Origin of the sequence: Brevibacterium oceani (genome assembly GCF_013623835.1) — a bacterium.
GTDB classification, from domain to species: domain Bacteria; phylum Actinomycetota; class Actinomycetes; order Actinomycetales; family Brevibacteriaceae; genus Brevibacterium; species Brevibacterium oceani.
On the sequence record NZ_JABKDE010000003.1, the window covers coordinates 392,224 to 418,309 of the forward strand.

Below are 26,086 nucleotides of genomic sequence, written 5' to 3' on the forward strand. Positions count from 1 at the left end.
TCCGGCGGCAATGCCAGCACCATCTGTCGCGTAGACACCAGCACCACCAGTTGCAGACACCCCGGTCACCAGCCACCAGGCGTCAGCACCAGCCGCCAGGTACCAGCGACCGGGCACCAGCGGCCAAGCACCGGCACCGGCACCGGCACCGATGAGAACTACTCGACCAACAGCCCTGACAGCTGCTCCATCGACGTGAAGACCTCGGCGGCACCGGCCGACAGCAGCGTTTCGGGGGTCTGATGTACGGGTGAGTCCGGACAGAAACCGAGCACATGGGATCGTGCGGCGGCACCGGCGATCACGCCGGTGGGGGAATCTTCGATCACGGCCGCCTCGGCGGGGTCGATGCCCAGCGCATCGGCCGCTGCCAGATAGACGTCGGGGGCGGGTTTCGAGCGTGGAAGCTCCATGCCGGAGAAGATCCGACCGTCGAAGGCGTCGAAGAGGCCGATCTTCCGCAGCTGGAGTTCGATCTTCGGTCGGTCCGCACTCGAAGCGCAGGCGATCGCTCCCGGATAGACCTCGGCGATCCGATGGACGGCGCCCAGTACACCCGGGATGGCCTGGAGCGACGCTGCAAGCTCAGCGTTGCGCCTGCGGCGGAACTCGTTCATCCACTCGTCGTCGATGCGATAGCCCGAGTGCTCCTCGATGACGTCGGCCTCATCGCGGAGCATCTTGCCGACGAAGCGCGCGATGCACTCATCCGGCGTGAGCTGCCACCCGAGCTCGACGAGCATTCCGTGCAGGACACCGTTGGTGATGCTCTCGGAATCGACGAGCACGCCGTCGCAGTCGAACAGAACGGCGGAGAATTTCGGGTGTGCGGCCATACTCCGATTGTGCCATCCGCCCCTGACGCAACATCACGACCGGCCGCAGCCGACCGACCCCGCACGAGCGGGCCGACCTCGACCGCCCGAGCGGGCTGACCCCGCCCGAGCGCGCCGGCCGCAGCTGCCTGGGCGGGCGCACGCCGCCTACACCGCGCCGACCGTGACCGCCGTGTACAGCACCCGGGCGGAGGCGAGCGCGCAGAGAACGATGACCAGCGCGAACAGCGTCAGCCAGCCACCGGCAGGCAGGCTTGACCCCTGCGCGAGGATGAAGGCGTCCGACTGCTGCACATGGCGTCGGCGGGTGTGGACGCGGATGACCTTGACGAGGTCTTTGAGCGAGCCGATCGCCAGCCCCGTGCCGAGGGCCGCGACGAAGACCGAGATCCATTCGAGGGGCAGGAACACGACGACGAGCTGAGCGGCCAACGCCGTGACCACCGCGATCACCGCGCCCGCGAGGTTGCGGATGAAGATGAGCGCCACCAGCAGAATGAGCGCCCCCACCGACAGCGCCAAGGGCGCCCAGCCGTAGACCGCCGACGTGATGAGCACGAGCCCGAGCACGCCCGGTGCCGGATACCCCCAGAACCCCGCCCACGTGGCCGAGAAGCCGACCCGCCCGAACGAATTCATCTGTCCGGAATGGTCGAAATTGAGCGAGATCCCCTTGACCACGCGCCCCGTCATCAGCGCCGCGAAGGCGTGGCCGAGTTCGTGGACGAAGGTGACGAAGAGGCCGAAGAACCGCCAGATCCCCGGGGTCAGCGTGACGAGGAGGGGGACGCCGATGACGAGCAGGAGCCGCAGAACGTCGAGCTCGAGCCCGTCCTGCCGCCCGAAACCGGAGGTGATCGCGTCCCACCACGTCGCCGCTGCCTGGTTGAAGTCCATAGCGGATCAGTGTACGAAGAGACCCTGAGCGACGCCCTCAGCCGATCGCCAGAATCACCTCAGGAGCGATCGCCGCACTGCCTGCCTGACGCAGCACTAACGGACCAGCTGTTCGGTTTGGGTGTCGAAGACGTGGACGAGCCGGGGATCGACCCGGAAGGTCATCCGATCCCCGCGCCGAGGCGTCCCGCCCTTGGTCAGGCGCGCGACGACCGGCTTCTCCCCGATCCGCAGGGGGTCCTGGTCGGGCGTGATCCCGTACACGAAGGTGTCCGACCCGAGCTCTTCGACCAGCGAGATCTCGATCTCGAGCAGGTTCTCCCCCGCCGAGGCGGCTGTGACTTCGTCGTCCACGACGAGATCCTCCGGACGGATCCCGAGGACGATGTCCTCGCCGGAATCCGGCAGGCCGTCGGGCAGGGCCACCGAGATCCCGGCGCCGACGGCGGTTCCGTCGGGCCGCCTCGTCGCGGGGATGAGGTTCATCGTCGGTGAGCCGATGAACGCGGCGACGAACAGGCTCGCCGGGGAATTGTAGAGTTCGCGCGGGGTGCCGACCTGTTCGACCCGGCCTTCATTCATCACCACCACGCGGTCGCCCATCGTCATCGCCTCAGTCTGATCGTGAGTGACGTAGACGGTCGTCACGCCGAGCTTGCGCTGCAGCGCCGAGATCTGCGCACGCGTCTGCACGCGCAGCTTCGCATCGAGGTTCGACAGCGGCTCATCCATGAGGAAGACCTGCGGGCGACGGACGATCGCACGCCCCATCGCCACCCGCTGCCGCTGCCCGCCGGACAGCGCCTTGGGTTTGCGATCGAGGAGCTCGTCGAGCTCGAGCATGGCGGCCGCCTCGGCGACGAGCTCACTGCGGCGGTCCTTGGCCACGCCCGTGTTCTTCAGCGAGAACTCCATGTTCTCCGACACGGTCATATGCGGGTAGAGGGCATAGGACTGAAAGACCATCGCAACATCGCGGACTTTCGCCGAGACGTCGGTGACGTCCTGCCCGTCGAAGAGGATGCTGCCCTCGGTCGGGAACTCGAGCCCGGCGAGCATCCGCAGGGTCGTCGACTTCCCGCAGCCCGACGGCCCGACGAGGACGAGGAACTCACCGTCGGCGATCTCGAGGTCGACCTCGGACACGGCGGGCCGATCCGTTCCCGGATAGTTCAGCGCCACGTCCCGCAGAGACACATCAACCATGTTCGCCCTTCACCCTCTTCGTCGTCCTCGACACCTGCAGACTACCGCAATTGAGCATAATAATGACCGTGTAGCCGATAAATACGGCAATCCGATGATCGTTATTCAATCAATTACTGCACAAACACGATCTGACGCTTGACCTTGTGACTGCACTCACACCATACTTTCATTCATCACACAGTTCTGGTCAACGCTGACCGGCGGAACCCGGAACGCCGAGAAGACGGGAACAGAGAACAGACCATGAGAAGAACACGCACCCTCGCCGCCATCGCCGCCACGGCAGCACTGACGCTGACCGTCTCCGGCTGCGGTTTCGGCGGGTCCGGATCCGACTCCGATTCCGGCAAGACCACCCTCGACTTCCTCGTGCCCACGTATTCGGACGCCACGAAAGGCCTGTGGCAGGACGTCATCGACGGCTTCGAGAAGGAGAACGAGGACATCTCGGTCAACCTCGAGGTCCAGTCCTGGGACAACCTCGAGAAGGTCGTGTCCACGAAGATCCAGGCCGGTGAGGCCCCCGACATCTACAACGGCGGTCCCTTCGCCGGCTTCGCCTCCGACGAGCTGCTGTACAAGACCGAAGACGTCACGAGTCCCGAGACGTACAAGAACTTCGACGAAGGCTTCCTCGACAACGAGACCCTCAAGGGCACCGCCTACGCCCTGCCGCTCATCGCCTCGACGAGGGCGCTGTTCGTCAATAACGAACTCCTCGACAAGGCAGGGGTGAAGGAAGCCCCGAAGGACTGGGACGAACTCCTCGACGCCTCGAAGAAGGTCTCCGAACTCGGCGGCGGCGTCGCCGGCTACGGCATGCCGCTGGGCTCCGAGGAGGCGCAGGCCGAGGCCGCGATCTGGCTCTGGGGCGCCGGAGGCAGCTTCGGCGACGAGAAGGAGATCACGATCGATACGCCCGAGAACCTCGAGGGTGCGAAGCAGATCAAGAAGATGATCGACGCAGGTGCCACCCAGGACGATCCGGGCTCCTCCCAGCGCACCCCGCTGCTCGACATCTTCGTCCAGGGCAAGATCGGCATGCAGGTCGGCCTGCCTCCGACGGTCGGTCAGATCGAGGACTCGAACCCCGACCTCGACTACTCGGTCGTGCCGATCCCGACGAAGGACGGCAAGCCGATGACCCTCGGCGTCGGCGACCAGCTCATGGCGTTCCAGAACGACGGGGACAAGGCCGAGGCGATCACGAAGTTCTTCGACTACTACTACGCCGATGACAACTACCTGCCCTGGGTCGAGGCCGAAGGCTTCCTGCCGGTGACGAAGTCCGGTGCGAAGGAACTCGCCGACGACGAGGACCTCAAGCCGTTCCTCGACACCATGCCCGACGCGCAGTTCTACCCCTCGACGAATTCGAAGTGGTCGGCCACCGACGGCGCCTTCAAGTCGACATTCGGTCAGCTCGAATCGAAGTCCGCCGAGGATGTGCTGAAGTCGATCCAGGATCAGGTCGACCAAGGGTGAGCCCACGGGTGGACCCAGAGGTGAATCCGGGCAGGAAGCCGGATCCCGGCAGGGCTGAGGGCGAGCGCCGCAGGACGGGCGGTCGCGGGTCGACGACCCGCGACCGCACCACGACCACGTGGCGCGACACGCTCAAGGCCCTGCCGTGGCTGGCCCCGGCGCTGATCCTCATCGTCGGGGTCGTGTTCTTCCCCGCCGGGCTGATGATCTTCAACTCGACCCGGGACATCTCGACGTCCGGTCTCGACAAGGGCTCGGTCGGCTTCGACAACTACGTCTCCCTATTCGCCTTCGACCAGTTCTGGCCGATCATCGTGCGCACGATCATCTGGGTCGTCGCCGTCGTCGGCCTCGCCGTCGTCATCTCCTTGGGACTCGCGCAGATCCTGAACAAAGCCTTCCCCGGTCGGCAGCTCGTCCGGCTGGCCGTGATCATCCCGTGGGCCGCCTCGGTGGTGATGACGACGATGGTCTTCTACTACGGGCTCGAGCCGTACTTCGGGGTGGTGAATAAGTTCCTCGTCGACATAGGACTCATCGACAATCCGGCCGGCTACGGCTGGACGAAGAATCCGACGACGGGCTTCCTGTGGTCGATCGTCATCGCCGTCTTCGTGTCCCTGCCCTTCACCACCTACACCCTGCTCGCGGGTCTGGCCACGATCCCCCGGGAGACCATCGAGGCCGCCCGGATGGACAGCGCGGGACCCTGGCGCACCTACTTCGCCGTCATCCTCCCGCAGCTGCGCGGAGCGCTGAGCGTGGCGGTGCTCATCAACATCATCAACGTGTTCAACTCGCTGCCGATCCTCAAGGTCATGACGGGGTCGATCCCCGGCTACGGCGCGGACACCATCATGACGATGATCTTCAAGTACATCGAGATCCAGCACAAGGTCGATGTCGCGAGCGCCCTGTCGGTGATCGGCTTCCTCATCGTCATACTCGTCGTCATCGTCTACGTCAGAGTCGTCAAACCCATGCAGGAGGTCTGATGGCCACGGACACGACCCCGGCCGCCGCCCCGCCGCCAACCGCACGTCCTCACGCGAACGGTGCGCCGCCTCGGCGACGGAAGCGCTACACCGCCGACAAGGTGCCCATGGGCACCGTCATCGGGCGGATGATCGTGGGACTCATCGTCTTCGCAGTCTTCGTCCTGCCCTACCTCATCATGTTCTTCGGCTCTGTGAAGACGAAGTCGCAGATCAGGTCCGTGGAGCCGACGTACCTGCCGCAGGAATGGCACTGGGAGAACTTCGTCGACATGTGGTCGACGCCGGAGACCCCGCTGGTGCAGAACATGATCTCGACGGTGATCATCGCCGTGTGCGCGACCCTGCTCGTGCTCGTCGTGGCCCTGCCCGCCGCCTACTACACGGCACGGTTCAGGTTCCCGGGCCGGATGGTGTTCATGTTCTTGGTCATCGTCACCCAGATGCTGCAGCCGGCTGTGCTCACCTCCGGCCTGTTCCGGCAGTTCTCCCTGCTGGGGATGAATGACACGTGGGCGGCGATGATCGTCGTCAACGCCGCGTTCAACCTCTCCTTCGCCACCTGGATCATGCACTCGTTCTTCGCCGGCATCCCCAAGGAGATCGACGAGGCGGCCCGGCTCGACGGGGCATCCCAGCTGTCCGTCCTGTTCCGGATCAACCTCCCCCTCGTGTGGCCGGGGATCGTCACGGCGATCGTGTTCACGTTCGTCGCCTGCTGGAACGAGTTCGCCGCCTCGCTCGTCATCCTCTCCACGGCCGGCAATCAGCCGATCTCCGTGGCGCTGACGAAGTTCGTCGGCCAGTACGAGACGAGCTGGCAGTACGTCTTCGGCGTCTCGATCGTCGGCATCCTGCCCGTCGTCATCCTCTTCATGCTCATCGAGAAGCGCCTCGTCGGCGGGCTGACCGCAGGCAGTGTGAAGTAGGAACGACGTGAAGCGGCGTCAGGGTGGAGTGGGATCTCCCCGCTCACACCTGATCGACGTCGACCCAGGACCGGGTCGCGGCCGATTCCAGTACCGCCTCGGTGACGAGGACCGCGCGGACTCCGTCGCGGAGGGTAGGCAGACCCTCGGGTCGGTCGCCTGCGAAATGAGCGTAGGAGTCGGCGACGAAGGAGTTGAAGGCGTCCTGGTAGCCCTGCGGGTGGCCGGTCGGCACCGCGCACAGTCGGGCGGCGTCGGCGGTGAGTGCATCGGGGTCGCGGACGAGGAGGCGGCTCTCGGCCCGGCGGCCGAGCCATAGCCGCTCGGGCTGCTCCTGGTCGAAGCGCATGCTCGCCTCGGTGCCGGCGATCTCCACGGTCAGGGAGTTCTTCCGGCCGGGAGCGGCTTGGGAGATGAGCAGCGAGCCGATGGCGCCGCCGGAGAACTCGGCGGTGATGGCCACGGTGTCCTCCGTCGTCACGGTGGCCCCGCCTCGGCGAGGGTGGACGGTCCGCGTCGTCGCCACGAGCGAGGCGATGCGGTCGCCGGTGATGAATTCGATGAGGTCGACGAGGTGGGAGCCGATGTCGGCGAAGGCGCGCGACGGTCCGCCGCGGGCGGATTCGACGCGCCAGTTCTCGTCCTCGGGTCCCAGCAGCCAGTCCTGGAGGTATCCGGCGTCGACGGTGAGCAGCCGGCCGGCCTCGCCCGCGCGGAAGCGGGCGCGGGCCTCCCGGACCATCGGATGATAGCGGTAGACGAAGGGGACGGTGCCCATCAGTCCGGTCTCCTCGGCGCGGGCGAGGACGGCGCGAGCGGCCTGAGAGTCGGTGGCCAGGGGCTTTTCGCAGATGAGCGCCGAACCGGAGTCGAGGACCCGCAGCGACTGCTCGGCGTGGACGTCGTTGGGGGTGCACACGTGGACGACGTCGAGGCCGCGGTCGATGAGGTCGTGCGCGGTCGCGGAGTGTGCGAATCCGAGTTCGGCCGCCGCCCGGGCGCTGGACGCCGGCGAGGAGGTGGCCACGGATTCAAGGACGGCACCGGCCGAGCGCGCGGCTCTGCTGTGGACGCGGCCCATGAATCCGCCGCCGAGGACACCGATGCGCAGTGCGCGACCGTCTGCTGAGACTTCTTCGACCATGCCTCATTATGCAGTCGCGGATCGGACCGGGTCGAGCCTGCGCCTGCCCGAGCCTGCACCTGCTCGCCTCGGCTGTGCCGACCCTGCCGCATCGTCCCTGTGGCGCGCCCGCGCCGCCATGGGGCAATCCACGGCCGTTCCCGCCTGGCCCTTTACACTGGAAGACAGTGGTCGCGCAATCCCCCATTCGCAGCGCGTGCCACAACTCGCGAAGGAGTGTCATTGCCTCAACTACGACGATTCGCCCAGGTGGACGTCTTCTCCGCCGTTCCCTTCCGCGGCAACCCCGTCGCCGTCGTCCTCGAAGCCGACGGCCTGTCTGACGAACAGATGGCCCGGATCGCGAACTGGACCAACCTGTCCGAGACCACTTTCGTCCTCTCCCCCACCGATCCTGCCGCCGACTACCGGCTGCGGATCTTCACCCCGCGCCGCGAGCTGCCCTTCGCCGGCCACCCCACCCTCGGTTCGGCCGCGGCCTGGCTCGATGCCGGCGGCTCCCCGGCCCAGGATGGTCGGATCGTCCAGGAATGCGGTGCCGGGCTCGTCGATATCCGCCGAGGCGGCCCCGCCTCCCCGTCGGCGGATCCTTCTGTCGCCCCGTCGGCGGATCCTTCTGTCGCCCCGTCGGCGGAAACGCCCGAGACCCTCGCCTTCGCCGCTCCGAAGCGGCTGCGCACCGGGGAGCTCGACGAAGCGTATGTCAGCGACATCGCCCGCGCCCTCGGCATCGAACGCAGCGAGATCCTCGACCATCAGTGGGTCGACAACGGTCCCGGTTGGGCGGCCGTACGCCTGGCCGGCGCCGAACAGGTGCTCGCACTCACGCCCGACTTCTCTGCGATCCCCGAGGCCAAGCTCGGCGTCTTCGGAGCTCACCCACAGGGCTCGGAGCACGAATACGAGATCCGCGCCTTCGTTCCCGGCGTCGGCGTGGGCGAGGACCCGGTCACCGGCAGCCTCAACGCCTCGGTCGCGCAGTGGCTCATCGGCGCGGGGCTCGCCCCCGACTCCTACACGACGACTCAGGGCACCGCGATCGGTCGGGCCGGGGTCGTCTCGATCTCGACGGAGGGATCAGCCTCGGCGGACCCAATCGTCTGGGTCGGCGGCGCCACGAGCGTCTGCATCCGTGGGACGGTGACCGCATGAGTCGACATCTCACGAGCGTGGACAAGCCGAAGAAGCGGCTGCGGATCTTCCACGGTCGCATGTACTTCGCCCTCCAGGCTCTCGCCGGTGCGGCATGGTGGCTGGGCACCGCGACGATTCCCGCGGTGCAGTCGGCGACGCTCGGCGGCATCGACCCGCTCCTGATCGCCGTCGTCGACATCCCGCTCTTCGTCATCGCTTCGGCGCTGGCGGCCATGAACTTCCGCTGGGCCGTATGGATCGCTGCGGGCTGGAGCGTGCTCGTCGGCCTCGGCATGGTCATCTATGCCACCGTCACCACCGAGGCGGGACTCGGTGCCGTGCTCATGATCCTCGCAGCGGTCGGCAGTGTGATCGCGGGTGCGCTCGTTCTGCTCGGTCGCGTTCCCTCGGACTGGCTGCTCATCGGGCCGTTCGCCTTCCACAGTTCGCATACGCGGGTGCGTTCGCGCCTGCTCGTGCACACGACGATTCAGATCGTCGTGTTCTGGGGCGTGTTCCTCGTCATCATTCCGCTGCTCATCAACTCCTTCGAGGACCGGTGGCAGCTGTCCTACAAGTTCCCGATCCTGCTGGCCGTCGCAGGCTTCGCCCTGCTCGCGTTCTCGAGCGTCATCGGTGTGTGGTCGGCCCGGGCGATCGCGAACTTCGGTTCGGGCACCCCGCTGCCGTCCCAGATGGCGCACCACCTCGTCGCCCGCGGGCCCTACGCCTTCGTCCGCAATCCCATGGCCATCGCCGGCATCGCCCAGGGTGTGGCGATGGGCCTGCTCATCGGCTCGTGGCTGGTCGTCGTCTACGCGCTCATCGGCTCGCTGCTGTGGAACTGGCTGATCCGCCCCCACGAGGAGGCCGACCTGTACGAGCGCTTCGGCGATGAGTACCGCGAATACGCCAGGCGGGTGGACTGCTGGTGGCCGCGGTTCTCCGGGACCTCCGGTTCCGCCCTTGCCGACGAGGAGTGATCGGCCTACGCTCGAGCGATACCGACCACTCATCGAGGAGTCCCCATGGTCACGTTCACCACTGAACTGCTCAGTCTGGGCAACAACGTCGGCATTGAGGTCCCCGAGGACGTCGTGCTCGGCTTCGGCAAGCGGGTTCCGGTCATCGTCACGATCGAAGGGTATTCCTATCCGTCGACGACGGCGGTGATGGGCGGGAAGTACCTGCTCCCGCTGGCCAAGGAGCACCGCGAGAAGATCGGAGTGGCCGGCGGCGAGACTTACGACGTCACGCTCACCCACGACACTTCGAACCGGGAGACGCCCGTCCCCGATTCACTCGCCGAGGCTCTCGCCGCCGCCGGCAGGCGCGATGCCTTCGACGCGCTCGCTCCCTCGAAGCGCAAGGAACATGTGCGGCAGGTGACCTCGGCGAAGGCCGAGGAGACCCGCGATCGCCGGATCAGGAAGATCGTCGACTCGCTGGGGTGAGCGCCCGTCGGCCGGCCGGCTCAACCACGTTCGGTCGTGGTGATCTCGCTGCCCTCACCCTGCATCGTGCATCGTCACCGCATAGCCGTCGAGGTCGACCAGAGTGAAGGTCAGCCCGAAGGGGCTGGGAGCCGGCGCGCGGAGGATCTCCACCCCCGCTTCGGCAAGGAAATCGTGGAGAGCCTGCGCGTCATCGCACTTCAGCCACAATGCCACCCCATTTCCCGGGCGCTGCCCGGATTCGAGATCGACGCCGGGCAGCGGCTCGCGCACCGCGAAAGGGATCGGCGAGGTGGTGAAGACGACCGCTCCGGGAGGTGCGGCCGGAGCGCGGGTGAGCCCGAGCTTCGATTCGTAGAACCGGGCGGCCGCTTCCACATCGCGCACCTGCAGGGCGATGAAGTCCGGACCGCTGACGGAACCGACTGATTCATTCATGATGTTCTCCTTCTCATGGCATCTCCTCATTCGATCGGATGCCGACTCTCTTAATGTCAGCATACTGACATAAATGAATGTATGTCAGAATTCTTACATGAGTCAAGAGCAGAGCGGTCGGGCGCCGAAGGGGACTGGGGTGGAGGGCAAGGAGGTGGAGGACCTCGAGTCTCTCCTCGGATATCAGCTCAAGCATCTGCAGACGACCCTCCGGTCTCGGATGGACGCGACGCTGCGCCCACTGGACCTGACCACGCCGCAGTACAACTGTCTCGAACAGCTGCGCCGATCGCCGGGGGCGTCGAATTCCGAGCTCGCGCGCGGTGCCTTCGTCACCCGGCAGACGATGAATACGCTGGTGCGCGGATTGCAGGAGCGGGGGCTGATCACGAGGCCGGCGAAGGCCGACTCCGGGCGCATCCTGCCCACGCGCCTCACTCCGGCGGGCGAACGACTCCTCGATCAGGCGGTGTCCCGGGTCGAGGCGATCAGCGCCCGCATGGTCTCGCCGCTCGACGACGAGACCCGCACGAAGGTCACCGAGGCGCTCGGCCTGTGCATCGCGGCCCTCGAGGAGTCAGAGGACGGCTGAGGCGGGCCGGGCCGATGAGCGGCGGGAGGACCGTCACACTGCTGCGAGCCGCCGACCCGAATCGCTCCTCGTCCTCCGCGACGGCCACATCACCATGGCCGCCAGGCCGAACAGCGCACCGAGGCCGGCGCCGAGGGTGTTCGTCACCAGGTCGCTGAGCGTGGCGAAGCGGGTCTGCGTGAGCACGGTGCCCTGGAAGATCTCGATGGCGGCACTGAGGCTCGCGCCGACGGCGAACCCGAGCCACCAGCGCCTGCGGCCGAAGTGGAGGGCGGCGAGGAATCCGAAGGGAATGAACATCGCCACATTGCCGAGCTTCTCGACCCGCTCATACGTCAGCCAGGATGTCTCCCGGTGCGCGGCGAAGAGGTCGAGCGCGTGCCCGATGAGAGTGTCAGGGCCGGTCCCCAGCTGCTGCGGGGTCAGCGTGATCGCGGCGATGAAGAGGGTGTAGAGAACAAGAAGGGCCAGCGGCGCACCGATCGTGCGCTGATCTCGATCTGTCATCACGACCAACCTACGTGGCAATCCTTGGCGCATCCTCAGCCGCGGATGCGAATCCGATCAGGGATCACCGGACTACATGGTCGATGGGGACGTCGTCCCGCCTCGGCGGCCAGATGATCATGGCGATGAGCGCAAGGACGGCACCGATGCCCGCGCCGAGGCTGTTCGTCACGAGATCGCTGATCGTGGCGAAGCGTGTGGGTGAGAGCAGGGTCGCCTGCGTACCCTCGATGAGGCAGGTGAAGGCGATGCCGGTGACCCAGCCGAGCCACCAGCGGCGGCGTCCGGCCTGGAGGGAGACGAGGAAGCCGAACGGGACGAACATCCCCACGTTCGCGAGCTTCTCGAGGATGTCGTAGTCGATCCAGGCCGTGAGGCGGTGAGAGGCGAGGAAGTCGAGCAGCCCGGCGATGAACGAACCGGGGCCCGTGTCCAGCTGCTGGGGTGAGAGGGTGACGAGACCGATGAAGATCGTGTAGAGGATGAGCAGGGCCAAGGGCACCGTCCGCACACTCCTCCGCCTACCTGTCATCGGTCTCGTCACCTCATCTCAGTTCACGGCCTGCCTCAGACGGCTTCGACCTCGTCGAAGCTCGCGGTGTCGATGACGACGCGGAACTGCACGTCTCCGGCCACGACTCGATCATAGGCGGCGTCCGCCTCGGTGACGGGGATCGTCTCGATCTGTGCGGCGATGCCGTGCTCGGCGCAGAAGTCGAGCATCTCCTGGGTCTCGGCGATGCCGCCGATGTTCGATCCGGCGATCGCCTTGGCGCCGCCGATGACCGAGCCGAAGGAGAACTGCTGCTTCTCCGGCGGCAGGCCGACGACGGCCATGACACCGCGCGGCTTGAGCAGGCGCAGGTACTTGTCGACGGTGATGTCTGCGCTGATCGTGTTGAGGATGAGGTCGAACTCGCCGCGGTGGGAGGAGAAGAAGTCGTCCTCCGTGGTTGCGAGCATCCGCGTCGCGCCGAGACCCAGTGCCGCCTTCTCCTTCTTCAGGGTGCGCGAGAGCACGGTCACTTGCGAGCCCATGGCCGCAGCGATCTGCACGCCCATGTGGCCGAGTCCGCCGAGGCCGAGCACGGCGACCTTCTTCGGCGCACCGTTCTTCTGCTCACCCGCACCCCAGCGGTTGAGCGGGGCGTAGGTGGTGATGCCCGCGCACAGCAGCGGGGCGGCGACGTCGAAGTCCAGCGCATCCGGGATCCGGCAGACGAAGCGTTCGTTGACGACGACCTTCTGGGAGTATCCGCCCTGCGTGATCGTGCCGTCGACGTCTTCGACGTTGTAGGTTCCGACGCTGCCGTTCAGGCAGTTCTGCTCCTGTCCGGCCAGGCATTCCTCGCATTCGCCGCACGAGTTGACCATGCAGCCGACCCCGACACGGTCGCCGATCTTCCAGTCGGTGACGTTGTCACCGACGGCTTCGACGACGCCGGCGATCTCGTGGCCGACGGTGAGCGGGAAGTGGGCCTCGCCCCATTCGTTGCGGATGGTGTGGATGTCGCTGTGGCAGATGCCCGCCGCCTTGATGTCGATGACGACATCGTCGGGTCGCGGATCCCGACGTTCGATCGTGGCCACGCGGAACGGCTGGTCCGGTCCGGTCTTCTGCAGTGCCTTGACGCTGATGCTCATGTGATCTCCTTGGATTCCGATTCCGAGCTGGGCCACATCGTCCAGCGCTTGCGGCAGGCAGTCTATTCCATGCACATGCACTTATCCTTCAGATCACATTCAGGCGTGCTGGGTCTGTCGGCTCCTGGTCGTACACAGTTCCTGACCGCTCGGTCGCGTTCACTCCTTGATCGCTCGTTCACCGATGCTGAGGTCGAGAGGGAAGTCGACGGGGGCATCACCGAAGAGCAGTCGGCCCGCCGAGGCGGCCGCCGCCCTGATCTCCTCCGCCGCCTGATCGGCCTGTTCGGCCGGGGCATGGACGATGACCTCGTCATGGAGGAAGAAGACGAGGTGAGCACGGCGGGAGAACACCGGCCCCGAGGCGGCCGCCGGGCGGGCGCGGGACTCTCCTCCGTCATCGATCGTGGGCAGCCTGGCCAGGCGCAGCCGCAGGTCGGCCAGCCACGCCAGTGCCCATTCGGCAGCGGTGCCTTGGACGACGAAGTTGCGGGTGAATCGTCCCTGGTCACCGGCGGCCCGCCGCGCCCGCTGCTCATCGGCACCGCTGGCGTCGAAACGGTTCGCCGCCTGCTGCAGACGCTGCCAGCCCTCACTCGGGGCCGGGGAGGTCCGCCCCAACCAGGTGGACACGACCCCGCCGCGGCGCCCCACCTCGGCGGCGGTGTCGACGAGGTGCATGGCCGCGGGGAAATTCTGGCGCAGGCGGGGCACGAGGGCCCCGGCCTCACCGGTCGTCGAGCCGTACATCGCCCCGAGCACGGCGATCTTCGCCTCCTGCCTGGTGGCGACGACACCGGCGTCGACGAGTCCGGAGTAGAGGTCACGGCCCAGACCGGCCTCGGCCATCGCCCGGTCCCCGGACATCGCCGCGAGCGCCCGGGGTTCGAGCTGGGCGATGTCGGCGGACACGAGCCGCCAGCCGGGATCGGCGCGCAGTGCCGGGCGCAGCTGCCGCGGGATCTGCAGGGCTCCTCCCCCGCTGGCCGCCCACCGGCCGGTGACGACTCCGCCGGGCACATAGACAGGTCGGTATCTTCCTTGATCGACCCATTCGTCGAGCCAGTGCCAGCCGTTGGCGCTGAGCAGTCGGGCCATCTTCTTGTACTCGAGCAGCGGTGCGATCGCCGGATGCTCAACGCCTGCCAACTCCCATTTCGATGTCGAGGCGACGTTGATGCCGGCATTGCGCAGGGAGGAGAGCAGCCGGTTCGGAGAGTCGAGGTTCGCTCGCGGATCCTCGAGGGCCTCGCGCACCCGGTCGGCCAGCGCAAGCATCTTCGCCGGCTTCCCGTCGCGGATCGGGCGGGGTCCGAGGATGTCGGTGAGGATGCGGTCGTGTTCGACCTCGTCCCAGGGGACACCAGCTGCCCGCATCTCCGCGGCGACGAGTCCACCGGCCGATTCGGCGGCGAGCAGCAGCCGCAGCCGCCCCGGATCGCTCGCGGACTCGAGTACGGCATTCTGCCGGTCATATTCGGCCAGAGCGGACTCGAGATCGTGGGGCACCTGTCGGATATACCCGCGTCCGGAATCGACCTCGAAGAGCGCGGCCGCCTGCGCCTCGCCTTCTGAACCGGTGGGTGCGGCATCCCAGTCCGTTGCGGCACGAAGCGGGTCCGGGTCGGTGACGAGCTCGGAGCGGGTGAGGATCGCATGGGTCAGGCGCAGATCGTGGCAGCGTTCGATTCCCACTCCCGCGGCCAGCAGCTGTGGGTACCACTTCGGGGTGTCACTGAGGATCCACCTCGGCGGTTGTGATGTGTCCGTGCGGGCGCCACCGGCGGCATCTGCCCGGGCGAGCTCAGCCGCGCCCTCCCGGTCGCGGACGAATTCGGGCAGGGCCTCCTCGGCGAGGTCGATCAAATCGATCTGCGCACCCGAGCGATCGAGCGCGACCACGCCCACCTGCCCGCCGTCGCCGCGCGGACCGGGAACGGTCCCGAGCACGTAGGCGGCGGGCGGCGCATCGGTCATGACCCCCACAGTACTGCGCGGGACTGACGCGGATCCTCTGCGCCCCAGCCGACGCCTCCTCCGCACCCTGGACCGGGGCCGCATCGCCGAATGTGATCCTGGTAACGTCGAGCGCATGGATGTTGTCTCCTCACTCACCTTCGCTCTGCCGGATGATGCGGTCATCACCGACCCCGATTCGATGGACGCCTACCGCTGGGACCGCGCGAATGATCCTGATGCCGGAGTGCCGGCCGCGGTCGTCCGAGTCACGTCCACCGAGGAGGTGCAGACGGTGGTCCGCATCGCCGCCGAGGCGAAGGTCCCGATCGTGCCTCGCGGGGCCGGCTCCGGTCTGTCGGGCGGCAGCTCGGCGATCGACGGCAGCATCGTGCTCTCGCTCGACCGGATGCGCGAGATCACCATCGACCCCGTCACCCGCATGGCCACCGTCCAGCCGGGCGCCTTCAACGCCGAGGTCAAGGCCGCGGCCGCCGAACACGGCCTGTGGTACCCGCCGGACCCATCGTCCTTCGAGTTCTGCTCGATCGGCGGCAACATCGCCACGAACGCCGGCGGCCTGTGCTGCGTGAAATACGGTGTGACCACGGACTATGTGCTCGGCATGACAGTCGTCCTCGCCGACGGCAGGGCGGTCAAGCTCGGCGGACCGAGGCTCAAGGACGTCGCCGGTCTGCCCCTGACGAAGCTCTTCGTCGGCTCCGAGGGAACGCTGGGCGTCATCACCGAGGTGACCCTGCGCCTCATCCCCGCCCAGCTGCCCCCGACGACCGTGGTCGCGATGTTCGGCAGGCTCGCCGACGCCACGCAGGCCGTCCTCGACATCGCGAAGGCCATGCGGCCCTCGATGCTCGAATTCATGGACAAGCCCTCGATCAACGCCGTCGAGGACGAACTGAAGATGGGACTCGACCGTGAGGCCGAGGGCATGCTCGTCATCCAGTCCGACGAACCCGGGGAGCATTCGGGCGTGCAGGCGGCCGTGATCGAGGAGATCTGCTCGCTCAATGCCGCCTCCGAGTGCTATCTCACCACCGACCCCGAGGAGGGCGAAGCCTTCGTCACCGCCCGGCGGATCGCGATCCCCGCCGTGGAGAAGAAGGGCGCGCTGCTGCTCGAGGACGTCGGGGTGCCGCTGCCGAAGCTCGGGGATCTGGTGCTCGGCATCGAGAAGATCTCCGCCGACCGCGGTGTCACGATCGCGGTCATCGCCCACGCCGGGGACGGCAACACCCACCCCCTGCTCGTCGTCGATCCGAAGGATGATGAGCAGCAGAAGCGGGCGCAGATCGCCTACGGGGAGGTCATGGACTTGGCCACCGGGCTCGGCGGGACGATCACCGGCGAACACGGCGTCGGCCGGCTCAAGGCACCGTGGCTCGCACCGTACCTCGGCGACGACGTCATGGAACTCAACCACCGGATCAAGCAGGCGCTCGACCCGGACAACATCTTCAACCCCGGAGCCGTCTACACCGGCATGGTGTGAGAGTCGAGAGTGTGAGGGCTGCGCGGGTCAGTTCTGCGTTCCGCCCTGCCTGTGGTCTCTTCCACCTCGTCCGGCTCGGCGCAGCAGCGGGGCGATGATGAGGACGGGGATGATCACGGCCATCGGGATGAGCAGGGCCATGCGCAGGCCCCAGTGCTCGCCGACGAATCCGAGGGAAGGTGGGCCGACGAGGAAGGCGAGGTAGCCGATCGTCGAGACCGTGGCCACTCGGGCCGCCGGGTTCGGGCCCGAATCCCCGGCCTCGGACAGTGCCACGGGGAAGCCGAGCGAGGTTCCGAGCCCCCACAGCAGCACGGCGATCGCCGCGACGATCTGCGAGTCGACGAGTGAGACGAGGCCGATGCCCACCAGCCCGAATGCCGCACTGATCGCGAGCACGGCCGGTCGGCCGAACCGGGCGACGATCGGACCGCCGATGAACCGGCCGAGCGTCATCGCGGCCGCAAAGATCGCATAGATGCTCGAGCCGAGCGCTGCCGCGAAGCCGTGCCCGTCGACCATGACCAAGGGCAGCCAGTCATTCGCCGTGCCTTCGGCCAGCGCCATCCCGAGGACGATGACCCCGATGGCGATGAGCCGGGAATCGCGCCATACCGGGGTCGACGGTGACTGCACGGCCGCCTCGGCGGGGATGGTCTGTCTCTCACGGGGAACCCGTCCTGTCCCGGCGGGGACGTGGCGCATGGCGGGAATGAGCACGATCGCGCCGAAAATGCCGACCGCCAGCAGATGGACGAGCACGGAGAACTCGGCGGCCGTGGCGAGGATGCCGAGCATCCCGCCGATGACCGTGCCGAGGCTGAAGAAGCCGTGGAGCAGCGGCAGGAACGGCCGGTCGAGGTGCTTCTCGAGTTCGGCGCCCTCGACGTTCATGGCGACCTCGCCCGTGCCCATGCCGAGCCCGAAGACGACGAGCCCCGCAGCCACGACGAAGGGCTGGGCTGCAGCGGCGCCGAGGCCGACGATCGGCATGCTCGCAATGATCCCGATCGTGCCGGAGAGGATGACGGGTCGAGCTCCCCACCGGCTCACGAGCGGACCGGACCCGAGGATGCCGATCATCGATCCGATGGAGAGGCCGAAGAGGACGAGGCCCATCTCGGCGGTCGAGGCGCCGAGGGCGTCGCGGATCGACGGCGTCCGGGTCACCCACGAGGAGATCGTGATGCCGGGGAGGAAGAAGAGAGCGAGGAGTGCGAGGCGGCGAGCGCCGAGCGGACTCGAGGCGGCCGACCATCGAGACTCCGCCGTCCGTCGCGATCGATGCGCTCCCGCGTGGGCGGCATCGTCAAGGGGTTCTGACCTGCGCATCGAATCATCTCCTTCGTGGGCAGTCGGGGACGGTCACGCACGGCAACTAAAGCACTGGTACGTTCGTACACACTCCACGAACGTGTACAAATGTACACTCTGTGGTGTCGGAAGCGCCAGAGCCCGGGAACGAGAGCTCGGCCACGAATGCATGGCTACCAGGTCACGAGTGCCAGTAGACGAGAGAAGGAGAAGCCGATGAGTGCACGCAGCGGGATACCCAACGATCCCGACCGGCGCCAGCGGATCATCGACGCTGCCCTCGAACTCATCCTCGACGACGGCACAGCACGGGTCTCCCATCGCGCGGTCGCCGCCCGCGCCGGCGTTCCGCTCGGGTCGATGACCTACCACTTCGGCGGCATCGACGAGGTCGTCACCGAGGCGTTCACTCTGCTCGTCACCCGACTCTCCGACCGCTACCGGCAGGGACTGGCGGCTGCGACCACACCCGCCGAAGCATGCGAGGCTGTCGTCGAGATCATCTGCGGGGACACCTTCGCCTCTGTGCGGGAGATGGCGGGGATCTTCGAGCTCTATTCCTATGACCGGAACTCCCCGGACTCGGCGAGGCTCGCAGCCGACTGGATGGGCATCAGCGAGGATGCCCTGACCGAGCACTTCTCGCTCGATGCCGCCCGCGCCGTCGATGCGCTCATCGAAGGCTGGACCATTCATTGCCACCTCGACGGCCATCCGCCCGACCGCGACCTCGTCCGCGCGGCCGTCGCCGCACTCACCCGGATCGATACCGAGAATTCCACCCCGCGCGGCGCCCATCGGGAATAATCTGTGCCACGGTGTCGAATCGACGAGGATTCGATCGTCTTCCCTGTGAGCGACCGAAATCCGGCCGCCGCAGACCGATTGGAGCACAGCCATGCGCTACTCACTGATCTTCCACGCCCCCGAACCCGGCGCCGACGGCCCGGCCCCGACCGAGGAGAACATCCAGGAGATGATGCGCCTCATGGACGACTTCGGCCAGACGCTGACCTCGGCGGGAGTCCTCATCGCCTGGGAGATGCTCACCCCGGCCGAGACCGCGACGACCGTGACCCGCAAGACCGGAGAGGTCGTCATCGAGGACGGTCCCTTCGCCGCTGCGAAGGAGGCCCTGGCCGGGGTCGTCGTCATCGACGTCGCCGACAAGGAGGCCGCCCTGGCCTGGGCCGAGAAGTTCCCCGGCACGAGCTACGGGACCATCGAGGTCCGCCCCGCGGCCACCTCATTCGTCGACGGCCGGTGGACCCGTCCGTGACCGACCCTGCCGATCGGGCGATGATCCTGTCCCGGGATGGCTGGGGCCGGATCATCGCCCTCATCGCGGCGGCGGACGGCGACATCTCCGGCGCCGAGGATGCGCTGGCCACCGCGCTCGAACGTGCCGTCACCGCGTGGCGGGCCGAGGGTCCGCCCGGCAATCCCGAGGGCTGGCTCTACCGGGTGGCGCTCAATGCCCGCCGAGACGTGTGGAAGTCGGCGGCGACACGGACGTCGACCGCGCTCGACGACGAGGTCCTCGACCACCTCGACCACGCCGGCGCCCGGGGCGACGACGACGGGGGCCGCCTCGGCGTTGATCCCGCCGATCACGACCCCGATGCCCTGCCCGACCGTCGTCTCGAACTCCTTGCCGTATGCGCACATCCGGACATCGATCCGCCGGCGCGGCCGCTGCTCATGCTCTCGGCGGTGATGGGGATGACCGCGAAGGCGATCGCCTCGGCGATGGCACTGCCGGCCGCCACCGTTTCGGCACGTCTGACCAGGGCGAAGAAACGGGTCGCAGCGCTCGGCGTGGGCTTCGGCGATCCCGATCGCCTCGACCTCGAATCCCGCCTGCCGGAAGTGAAGGAGGCCATCTACGGGGCCTTCGCGATCGAATGGGCGCATGCGGCGCCCACCCCGCGCGCTGGGATGGTCGGCGAGGCCGTCTACCTCGCCGGACTGCTCGCCCGCCTGTGCCCCGGCGACGGCGAATCGCACGGGCTCGCCGCGCTCATCCACCTCTCGGCCGCACGCTTCCCCGCTCGCCGAGGTGGGGCCGGAGAATTCGTGCCCCTGACCGAGCAGGATCCGGCGCTGTGGGACCGGTCGCTGACCGAATCCGGCGAACATCACCTCAAGGAGGTCTACCGCTGCGGGCATGTCGGCCGCTTCGGCCTCGAAGCCGCAATTCAGCTCCTCCACATGGCCGGGGTGAGGACCGGGATGACGGACTGGCCGATGCTGCTGCGCCTCCACGACGACCTCGAATCGCTTGCGCCGAGCATTGGCGGATCGGTCTCCCGGGCGGCCGTCCTCGCCGAGGTGGACGGTCCCGAAGCGGGCCTCGCCGCCCTCGATGCGCTGAGCCTCGGCACCGGCAGCGGGGACGGCCTCGACGACAGGGGCGACAAACGCGTCACCGCATTCCAGCCGGCCTGGGTGCTGCGGGCACATCTGCTCGACCGCCTCGGTCGGACGTGCGACGCTGCCGAGGCGTACCGGCGTGCTCTTGAGCTCACGACCGACCCCGCCGAGCGGGCGTATCTCGAGGCACGACTGCGCTGAGGCGAGCGCCCCGCCCGAAGGCAACTTTGACCATTCATGGACGTCCTATTGCCGAATCACTGCGCTTAGCCTACCCTTAGTTACTGGCATCAACTTTGATGCTCACGACTGGCAGGAGGACCCATGCGCATCGGCGGCAGACCGCGGCAGATCGAGCTTGATGACATCATCGCCGCCGGTCGTGACATCGGGCTGCGCGAACTCAGCCTCGGTGCTGTCGCGTCACGCCTCGGCGTGAGCTCCACGGCCCTGTACCGCCATGTCGAGAACCGGTGGGGGCTCGAACGCGCCGTCGGTGAGAGTCTGCTCGCCGACCTCGTCCTCCCCGACGACCCCGATCACGACGTCCCCGCCCAGCTGCTGGCCTTCGGCATCGCCCTCTACGACTTCGTCGTCGCCCACCCCGGACTCGTCACCTACGTCCAGACCCTCTTCCCTCGCGGCGAAGGCGGACGCGCACTCCTGTCGGCAGAGACCGCCGCTCTGGAGAGGCGCGGCTACTCCATCGACGCCGCGATCGTCCTCTCCAGCTCCGTCGCCACCCAGGCGATCGGCCACGCCGCCGCCGAGGACGCCCAACGCGCCAGGTCAGCCGGCTGGGACGCCGAGCGCGAAGAGGCGATCGACGGCATGCGCGCCGACGAACGCCTGTGGGAGGCCCACCATCGTCTGCCGCAGCTGGAGACATCCCATTACTCCCGACTCATGCTTGCCGTCACCGTCCGCAGCATCGTCGACCTCCTCCCACCCGGTCGAGACGTCGCCGAGGTGATCGCCGAGCTCGACTCGGCCGTCATAGCGGCGAGCGCTCCCTCCCTCGCAACAGCATCCCCAACCACGACAGCTGAGGACCACTGATGGCCAAACGCGGTTTCAACGGCGCGATCATGTCCGCCTTCGGTCTGCGCGACCACGAGGCGGAAGTCATCGAGGTCGAACGCCTCGCGCCGAAGTTCATTCGCGTGCGCATGACCTCGCCGACGGTCTTCACCGACGCCGAGCTCGGACCCACCGCGTGGCTGCGCTTCTGGTTCCCCGACCCCGCCGACCCCGACTTCGAACATCAGCGCGGGTACACGATCACCGAGGCAGACCCTGACGCCGGCACCTTCGCCGTCGACTTCGTCCTGCACGAACCCGCGGGTCCCGCCTCGGCGTGGGCGGAATCCGTCAGCGCGGGCGACCGGGTCGAGGTCGCCTCGATGGGTTCGACCGTGTTCACTGTGCCCGATGAGCTGCCCGCCGGCTACCTCCTCATCGGCGACTCCGCGTCGATCCCGGCGATCAACTCCATCCTCGAGGCGGTCCCCGCCGAGGTGCCCGTCGAGGTCTACCTCGAAGAGCACGAGGCCACCGACCGGCTCATCCCGCTGGCCGACCATCCCCGCGCCGCCGTGCGCTGGGTCCCCCGCCGAGGCGAATCCTCCCTGGCCGCGGACATCGAGTCCCGCGACTGGTCGGATTGGCGGGTCTGGACCGCCCCCGAGTCCGGATCGCTCAAGGCCATCCGCGCCAGGCTCAAAGACGACTTCGGCTTCCCGAAGTCCGAGATCACCGCCCGCGCGTACTGGTACGAAGGCCGCGCCTTCGGCAAGATGCGCGGAGAGAAGAAGGACGACACCCCCGCCGAGGCGGCCGAGCAGACCCCGGCCGCACCCAAGGGATCGTGGCGGGCGAACGCGGGAGGGCGGCTCATCGCCCCGCTCAAGGCCACCCTGTGGATCGCGGGGATCCTCCAGGCGATCGTCACCCTCGTCGAACTCGCCCCCTACGTCCTCCTCGTCGAACTCTCCCGGCAGCTGCTCACCGGCGCGGGCTCCGCGACCCTGTGGGCGACGGGGATCTGGGCGGTCGTACTCATGGGCTCCGGTGTCGTGCTCTCGGCGGCGCTGCTGTTCTGGCTCCACCTCGTCGACGCCCGGTTCGAACGCGACCTGCGCCGGCGTCTGCTCACGACGATGGCCAGGCTGCCGCTCGGCTGGTTCGTCGATCGCGGGTCGGGCCGGATCAAACAGCTCGTCCAGGACGACACGCTGGCCCTGCACTACCTCGTCACGCATGCCGTGTCCGACGCTGTGCAGGCCGTCGTCGCTCCGGTCGCGGTCCTCGTCTACCTCTTCATCGTCGACTGGCGGATCGCGCTCGCGCTCCTCGTGCCCGTCCTCGTCTACGTCGTGACGATGTACATCATGCTCATCCAATCCGGGACGAAGCCGAAGCAGGCGCTGACCTGGGCCGAGCAGATGAACGTCGAGGCCGGCAGCTACCTCGCCGGTCAGCCCGTCATCCGTGTCTTCGGCGGGGCCGCGGCCTCACGCTTCCGCTCCCGGCTCGACGAGTACGTCCGCTTCCTCACCGACTGGCAGCGGCCCTTCACCACGTTCAAGACGGTCATGGACCTCGTCAACCGTCCGGCGACCTACCTGCTCATCATCGCAGCCCTCGGCACCTGGCTGACGGTGTCCGGTTCCATCGACCCGATCGACCTGCTGCCCTTCCTGTTCCTCGGCACGACCTTCGGCGCGAGGCTGCTCGGCATCGGCTATGGCCTGTCCGGGCTGAGCACCGGGCTGCTCGCCGCCCGCCGGATCCAGAACACCCTCGACGAGGAGGAGCTGGAGGTGGTGCACCCGCACGAGAAGGACACACCCGCCTCGGCGCGGGAGGCCTCCCCTGCCCCCGGCCTCGTCGAGTTCGACGATGTCGGCTTCGCCTACCGCGTCGGCGTGCCCGTCATCGACGGCGTCTCGCTGCGCCTCGAACCCGGAACGGTCACCGCCCTCGTCGGCCCCTCGGGCTCGGGCAAGTCCACACTCGCCGCACTGCTCGCCCGGTTCCACGACGTCACCGAGGGCGCCGTGCGCATCGGCGGCCGTGACCTCCGGACTCTGCCCGGCGACGAGCTCTACACACGTGTCGGCTTCGTCTTCCAGGACATCCAGCTCGTCCACGGCACCGTGGCCGAGAACATCGCCCTCGCCGTGCCCGAGGCCAGCGAGGACGCGATCATCGCCGCGGCCCGGCAGGCACAGATCCACGATCGGATCCTGCGTCTGCCGGATGGCTATGACACCGTCATCGGCGCCGAAGCGGCCCTGTCCGGGGGCGAGCGCCAGCGGCTCGCGATCGCCCGGGCCATCCTCGCCGACACTCCCGTCCTCGTCCTCGACGAGGCCACAGCGTTCGCTGATCCCGAGTCCGAGCACCTCGTCCAGCAGGCGCTCGGCAGGCTCGCGGTCGGGCGCACCGTCCTCGTCATCGCGCACCGGCTGCACACGATCACCGACGTCGATCGCATCGTCGTCCTCGACCACGGAAGAGTCGCCGAGTCCGGCACGCACACCGATCTCATCGCCGCAGACGGCCGCTACCGCAAGCTCTGGGACGCCCGCGAAACCACCCCGGCACCCACCTCGGCGACCGCCCCGCGCACCCAAGGAGCCGCCCGATGATCCGCACGTTCTTCGCGATCCTGCCGGCCGAGCGGCACCGTGGGATGTACCTCCACCTCACCCTCACTCTTATCAGCGTCATCCTTCGTGCGCTCGGCACGGTCGCCCTCGTCCCCCTCATCGGCGCCCTCTTCGGTCCGAACCCGGCGGACGCCTGGCCGTGGCTCGGACTCCTCGCCGCCGCCACGGCTGCCGGCTGGGCGATCGACGCGGTGATCTCACGCATCGGCATGGATCTCGGCTTCGCCCTCCTCGACTCCACCCAGCACGCGGTCACCGACCGCCTCTCCCGGATCCGCCTGAGCTGGTTCACGCCCGCGAACACGGCTACGGCCCGGCAGGCGATCGCGGCGACCGGGCCCGACCTCGTCGGCATCGTCGTCTACCTGCTCACCCCGCTGCTCTCGGGCGTCCTTCTGCCCATCGCGATCGCGATCGCGCTCATCCCGATCTCCGGTCCGCTCGCGCTCGCCGCGCTCATCGGGGTCCCGATCCTGCTCGCCGCGTTCGTCGGCGGGGCACGGATCGGCCGCCGCGCCGACCGTGTGGCGGCGGAGACGAACTCCGCCCTGACCGAACGCGTCGTCGAATTCGCCCGCACCCAGCAGGCCCTGCGCGCCTCCCGTCGCACGGAGACCGAGCGCAGCCTCGTCGGCACCGCACTGAGCCGCCAGCACGGGGCAGCCATCCGCGTGCTCCTCCTCCAGATCCCCGGCCAGGTCCTCTTCGGCCTCGCCTCCCAGCTCGCGCTCCTCGTCCTCGCCGGCACCACCGCGTATCTCACGGTGACCGGGACGGTCTCCGTGCCCGAGGCGATCGCGCTCATCGTCGTCATCATCCGCTACCTCGAGCCGTTCACCTCGCTCGCCGGCCTGTCCGCCGCGATCGAGTCGACGACCGGGGTCCTGCGCAACATCCGCACCGTCCTCGACGCCCCCACCGTCGGGGCGGGCTCGATCGTTGGAGCCGTCACCCCCACGGAAACCTCCCCTGCCCGGGATCGGTCCCAAACGCAGGGATCGGCCGCCTCGGCGCCGGGGATCACCCTCGCCGAGGTGGCCTTCCGGTACGCTCCCGACTCTCCCGAGGTCGTGGCCGGCCTCGACCTCGAGTTCGCACCCGGGACGACGACGGCGATCGTCGGCCCCTCGGGATCGGGGAAGTCGACGATCCTCTCGCTCATCGCCGGACTGCAGGAACCCAGCACCGGGCGCGTGCTCGTCGACGGCGTCGACCTCGCCGATCTCGATGTGACCGCCCGGCATGCGCTGGCCGGGGTCGTCTTCCAGCACCCGTACCTCTTCGACGGGTCGCTGCGAGACAATGTGCTCACCGGACATCCGGACGCGACCGAGCAGCGCATCGACGAGGTGGCCCGGCTCGCCCGCCTCGACGAACTCCTCGACCGGATCCCCGGCGGCTGGGACGCCGAGGTCGGTGAGGGAGGCACCGCCCTGTCCGGGGGCGAGCGCCAGCGGGTCTCGATCGCCCGGGCGCTGCTCAAACCGGCGCCGATCCTCCTCGTCGACGAAGCCACGAGTGCGCTGGACACAGAGAACGAAGCGGCGATCGTCGCGGCACTCACCGCCGATCCGACCCCGCGGACCCGGATCGTCATCGCCCACCGCCTCGGCAGCATCCGCACCGCCGACCGGGTGATCTTCCTCGACGACGGTCGGGTCGTCGAGGACGGCACCGTCGATGAGCTGCTGACCGCCGGGGGCCGCTTCGCCCGCTTCTGGCACGATCAGGATGCCGCGGCCGGATGGACGCTGGGACGTACAAGCCAGACGCTGGGACGTACTCGTCAGTAGGTGTCGCACGGCACAGTTGCCTCAGACCGCACAGTGGCGTTGGCAACACTGACCCACCTGAGATGCCCCTCGTCTTCGGCCGTGGCGGGGGTTCGGCATATGATGGGACGGTCATGACCGAAACGCAGAACCGCACCCGATTCCCGGCTGCGTCGAATCTAGGCGGCTCCACCCACGCCGCGCCCCGACCCCGGAACTCATC

At 68.0% G+C, this 26,086-nt stretch carries 24 protein-coding genes; 14 read left to right on the forward strand and 10 right to left on the reverse strand.

Going from position 1 to position 26,086, the window contains the following annotated elements:
* Window positions 1-158: 158 nt before the first annotated feature.
* From HK401_RS08260 to HK401_RS08270, 3 genes are all read right to left on the reverse strand, one after another.
* Window positions 159-836, reverse strand: a complete 678-nt coding sequence (locus HK401_RS08260) for an HAD family hydrolase (protein WP_181274182.1) — start codon at window positions 834-836, stop codon at window positions 159-161.
* A gap of 147 nt (window positions 837-983) precedes the next feature.
* The gene (locus HK401_RS08265) at window positions 984-1,733 is read right to left on the reverse strand and encodes a M50 family metallopeptidase (RefSeq protein WP_181274183.1); all 750 of its coding nucleotides are present in this window, start codon (window positions 1,731-1,733) and stop codon (window positions 984-986) included.
* Window positions 1,734-1,829: 96 nt separating this feature from the next.
* Window positions 1,830-2,939, reverse strand: coding sequence for an ABC transporter ATP-binding protein (locus HK401_RS08270; RefSeq protein ID WP_181274184.1), 1,110 nt, complete (start codon window positions 2,937-2,939; stop codon window positions 1,830-1,832).
* 246 nt (window positions 2,940-3,185) lie between these two features.
* Between HK401_RS08270 and HK401_RS08275 the strand changes: the two genes are divergently transcribed.
* Genes HK401_RS08275 through HK401_RS08285 form a run of 3 tightly spaced genes read left to right on the forward strand, consistent with a single transcriptional unit; the run spans window position 3,186 to window position 6,351 of the window.
* Window positions 3,186-4,427, forward strand: coding sequence for an extracellular solute-binding protein (locus HK401_RS08275; protein ID WP_181274185.1), 1,242 nt, complete (start codon window positions 3,186-3,188; stop codon window positions 4,425-4,427).
* Window positions 4,428-4,435: 8 nt separating this feature from the next.
* On the forward strand, window positions 4,436-5,422 hold the full coding sequence (locus HK401_RS08280) for a carbohydrate ABC transporter permease (RefSeq protein WP_309135933.1): 987 nt from the start codon (window positions 4,436-4,438) through the stop codon (window positions 5,420-5,422).
* A complete protein-coding gene (locus HK401_RS08285; protein ID WP_181274186.1) occupies window positions 5,422-6,351 on the forward strand; it encodes a carbohydrate ABC transporter permease in 930 nt (309 codons plus the stop codon). Before HK401_RS08280 ends, HK401_RS08285 begins: the two co-directional genes overlap by 1 nt.
* A gap of 43 nt (window positions 6,352-6,394) precedes the next feature.
* On the opposite strand, the gene HK401_RS08290 is transcribed toward HK401_RS08285, so the two are convergent.
* Complete coding sequence (locus HK401_RS08290) at window positions 6,395-7,495, reverse strand: Gfo/Idh/MocA family protein (protein ID WP_181274187.1); 1,101 nt, start codon at window positions 7,493-7,495, stop codon at window positions 6,395-6,397.
* Between the two features lie 222 nt (window positions 7,496-7,717).
* Between HK401_RS08290 and HK401_RS08295 the strand changes: the two genes are divergently transcribed.
* The 3 genes from HK401_RS08295 to HK401_RS08305 are packed head-to-tail and all read left to right on the forward strand — an operon-like array spanning window position 7,718 to window position 10,083.
* On the forward strand, window positions 7,718-8,647 hold the full coding sequence (locus HK401_RS08295) for a PhzF family phenazine biosynthesis protein (protein ID WP_219921806.1): 930 nt from the start codon (window positions 7,718-7,720) through the stop codon (window positions 8,645-8,647).
* The gene (locus HK401_RS08300) at window positions 8,644-9,612 is read left to right on the forward strand and encodes a methyltransferase family protein (protein ID WP_181274189.1); all 969 of its coding nucleotides are present in this window, start codon (window positions 8,644-8,646) and stop codon (window positions 9,610-9,612) included. The genes HK401_RS08295 and HK401_RS08300 overlap by 4 nt, the downstream gene beginning before the upstream one ends.
* A gap of 45 nt (window positions 9,613-9,657) precedes the next feature.
* Window positions 9,658-10,083: a YdeI/OmpD-associated family protein gene (locus HK401_RS08305; protein WP_181274190.1), complete on the forward strand. Its 426-nt coding sequence runs from the start codon at window positions 9,658-9,660 to the stop codon at window positions 10,081-10,083.
* Window positions 10,084-10,137: 54 nt separating this feature from the next.
* Here HK401_RS08305 and HK401_RS08310 read toward each other — a convergent pair whose 3' ends face one another.
* The gene (locus HK401_RS08310) at window positions 10,138-10,521 is read right to left on the reverse strand and encodes a VOC family protein (protein ID WP_181274191.1); all 384 of its coding nucleotides are present in this window, start codon (window positions 10,519-10,521) and stop codon (window positions 10,138-10,140) included.
* Between the two features lie 97 nt (window positions 10,522-10,618).
* Between HK401_RS08310 and HK401_RS08315 the strand changes: the two genes are divergently transcribed.
* Entirely contained in the window at window positions 10,619-11,113 is a 495-nt protein-coding gene (locus tag HK401_RS08315; RefSeq protein ID WP_181274192.1) for a MarR family winged helix-turn-helix transcriptional regulator, read from the forward strand.
* 33 nt (window positions 11,114-11,146) lie between these two features.
* Here the strand turns inward: HK401_RS08315 and HK401_RS08320 are convergent, their stop codons facing one another.
* From HK401_RS08320 to HK401_RS08335, 4 genes are all read right to left on the reverse strand, one after another.
* A complete protein-coding gene (locus HK401_RS08320; RefSeq protein ID WP_181274193.1) occupies window positions 11,147-11,620 on the reverse strand; it encodes a VanZ family protein in 474 nt (157 codons plus the stop codon).
* Between the two features lie 64 nt (window positions 11,621-11,684).
* Window positions 11,685-12,122, reverse strand: a complete 438-nt coding sequence (locus tag HK401_RS08325; protein ID WP_309135934.1) for a VanZ family protein — start codon at window positions 12,120-12,122, stop codon at window positions 11,685-11,687.
* 65 nt (window positions 12,123-12,187) lie between these two features.
* On the reverse strand, window positions 12,188-13,264 hold the full coding sequence (locus HK401_RS08330) for an NAD(P)-dependent alcohol dehydrogenase (protein ID WP_181274194.1): 1,077 nt from the start codon (window positions 13,262-13,264) through the stop codon (window positions 12,188-12,190).
* A gap of 159 nt (window positions 13,265-13,423) precedes the next feature.
* The gene (locus HK401_RS08335; RefSeq protein WP_181274195.1) at window positions 13,424-15,241 is read right to left on the reverse strand and encodes a bifunctional 3'-5' exonuclease/DNA polymerase; all 1,818 of its coding nucleotides are present in this window, start codon (window positions 15,239-15,241) and stop codon (window positions 13,424-13,426) included.
* A 115-nt stretch (window positions 15,242-15,356) separates the two neighbouring features.
* On the opposite strand from HK401_RS08335, the gene HK401_RS08340 reads away from it, so the two are divergent.
* Window positions 15,357-16,730 (forward strand): FAD-binding oxidoreductase, encoded by a 1,374-nt coding sequence (locus HK401_RS08340; RefSeq protein ID WP_181274196.1) that lies wholly within the window; start codon window positions 15,357-15,359, stop codon window positions 16,728-16,730.
* A 27-nt stretch (window positions 16,731-16,757) separates the two neighbouring features.
* On the opposite strand, the gene HK401_RS08345 is transcribed toward HK401_RS08340, so the two are convergent.
* A complete protein-coding gene (locus HK401_RS08345) occupies window positions 16,758-18,062 on the reverse strand; it encodes an MFS transporter (RefSeq protein ID WP_181274197.1) in 1,305 nt (434 codons plus the stop codon).
* Window positions 18,063-18,260: 198 nt separating this feature from the next.
* On the opposite strand from HK401_RS08345, the gene HK401_RS08350 reads away from it, so the two are divergent.
* The 6 genes from HK401_RS08350 to HK401_RS08375 all read left to right on the forward strand — a co-directional run bounded on the left by HK401_RS08350 (window position 18,261) and on the right by HK401_RS08375 (window position 25,884).
* A complete protein-coding gene (locus HK401_RS08350; RefSeq protein WP_181274198.1) occupies window positions 18,261-18,851 on the forward strand; it encodes a TetR/AcrR family transcriptional regulator in 591 nt (196 codons plus the stop codon).
* 91 nt (window positions 18,852-18,942) lie between these two features.
* Window positions 18,943-19,323: a YciI family protein gene (locus HK401_RS08355; RefSeq protein ID WP_181274199.1), complete on the forward strand. Its 381-nt coding sequence runs from the start codon at window positions 18,943-18,945 to the stop codon at window positions 19,321-19,323.
* Window positions 19,320-20,618 carry an RNA polymerase sigma factor gene (locus HK401_RS08360; RefSeq protein ID WP_309135935.1) on the forward strand — a complete coding sequence of 433 codons (1,299 nt, stop codon included), beginning with the start codon at window positions 19,320-19,322 and terminating at the stop codon, window positions 20,616-20,618. The genes HK401_RS08355 and HK401_RS08360 overlap by 4 nt, the downstream gene beginning before the upstream one ends.
* A gap of 123 nt (window positions 20,619-20,741) precedes the next feature.
* On the forward strand, window positions 20,742-21,476 hold the full coding sequence (locus tag HK401_RS08365) for a TetR/AcrR family transcriptional regulator (protein WP_219921808.1): 735 nt from the start codon (window positions 20,742-20,744) through the stop codon (window positions 21,474-21,476).
* A complete protein-coding gene (locus HK401_RS08370) occupies window positions 21,476-24,070 on the forward strand; it encodes an ABC transporter ATP-binding protein/permease (protein ID WP_181274200.1) in 2,595 nt (864 codons plus the stop codon). The genes HK401_RS08365 and HK401_RS08370 overlap by 1 nt, the downstream gene beginning before the upstream one ends.
* Window positions 24,067-25,884, forward strand: coding sequence for an ABC transporter ATP-binding protein (locus tag HK401_RS08375; RefSeq protein ID WP_181274201.1), 1,818 nt, complete (start codon window positions 24,067-24,069; stop codon window positions 25,882-25,884). The genes HK401_RS08370 and HK401_RS08375 overlap by 4 nt, the downstream gene beginning before the upstream one ends.
* Window positions 25,885-26,086 lie beyond the last annotated feature (202 nt).

What these genes read in the sequence shown, in the direction of transcription:
- HK401_RS08340 (WP_181274196.1), top strand. Translation starts at nt 15,357, where the DNA reads ATGGATGTTGTCTCCTCACTCACCTTCGCTCTGCCGGATGATGCGGTC.
- HK401_RS08290 (WP_181274187.1), bottom strand. Translation starts at nt 7,495, where the DNA reads ATGGTCGAAGAAGTCTCAGCAGACGGTCGCGCACTGCGCATCGGTGTC.
- HK401_RS08375 (WP_181274201.1), top strand. Translation starts at nt 24,067, where the DNA reads ATGATCCGCACGTTCTTCGCGATCCTGCCGGCCGAGCGGCACCGTGGG.
- HK401_RS08305 (WP_181274190.1), top strand. Translation starts at nt 9,658, where the DNA reads ATGGTCACGTTCACCACTGAACTGCTCAGTCTGGGCAACAACGTCGGC.
- HK401_RS08275 (WP_181274185.1), top strand. Translation starts at nt 3,186, where the DNA reads ATGAGAAGAACACGCACCCTCGCCGCCATCGCCGCCACGGCAGCACTG.
- HK401_RS08365 (WP_219921808.1), top strand. Translation starts at nt 20,742, where the DNA reads ATGCGCATCGGCGGCAGACCGCGGCAGATCGAGCTTGATGACATCATC.
- HK401_RS08320 (WP_181274193.1), bottom strand. Translation starts at nt 11,620, where the DNA reads ATGACAGATCGAGATCAGCGCACGATCGGTGCGCCGCTGGCCCTTCTT.
- HK401_RS08265 (WP_181274183.1), bottom strand. Translation starts at nt 1,733, where the DNA reads ATGGACTTCAACCAGGCAGCGGCGACGTGGTGGGACGCGATCACCTCC.
- HK401_RS08370 (WP_181274200.1), top strand. Translation starts at nt 21,476, where the DNA reads ATGGCCAAACGCGGTTTCAACGGCGCGATCATGTCCGCCTTCGGTCTG.
- HK401_RS08330 (WP_181274194.1), bottom strand. Translation starts at nt 13,264, where the DNA reads ATGAGCATCAGCGTCAAGGCACTGCAGAAGACCGGACCGGACCAGCCG.
- HK401_RS08260 (WP_181274182.1), bottom strand. Translation starts at nt 836, where the DNA reads ATGGCCGCACACCCGAAATTCTCCGCCGTTCTGTTCGACTGCGACGGC.
- HK401_RS08270 (WP_181274184.1), bottom strand. Translation starts at nt 2,939, where the DNA reads ATGGTTGATGTGTCTCTGCGGGACGTGGCGCTGAACTATCCGGGAACG.
- HK401_RS08350 (WP_181274198.1), top strand. Translation starts at nt 18,261, where the DNA reads ATGAGTGCACGCAGCGGGATACCCAACGATCCCGACCGGCGCCAGCGG.
- HK401_RS08315 (WP_181274192.1), top strand. Translation starts at nt 10,619, where the DNA reads ATGAGTCAAGAGCAGAGCGGTCGGGCGCCGAAGGGGACTGGGGTGGAG.
- HK401_RS08310 (WP_181274191.1), bottom strand. Translation starts at nt 10,521, where the DNA reads ATGAATGAATCAGTCGGTTCCGTCAGCGGTCCGGACTTCATCGCCCTG.
- HK401_RS08300 (WP_181274189.1), top strand. Translation starts at nt 8,644, where the DNA reads ATGAGTCGACATCTCACGAGCGTGGACAAGCCGAAGAAGCGGCTGCGG.
- HK401_RS08355 (WP_181274199.1), top strand. Translation starts at nt 18,943, where the DNA reads ATGCGCTACTCACTGATCTTCCACGCCCCCGAACCCGGCGCCGACGGC.
- HK401_RS08345 (WP_181274197.1), bottom strand. Translation starts at nt 18,062, where the DNA reads ATGCGCAGGTCAGAACCCCTTGACGATGCCGCCCACGCGGGAGCGCAT.
- HK401_RS08335 (WP_181274195.1), bottom strand. Translation starts at nt 15,241, where the DNA reads ATGACCGATGCGCCGCCCGCCGCCTACGTGCTCGGGACCGTTCCCGGT.
- HK401_RS08285 (WP_181274186.1), top strand. Translation starts at nt 5,422, where the DNA reads ATGGCCACGGACACGACCCCGGCCGCCGCCCCGCCGCCAACCGCACGT.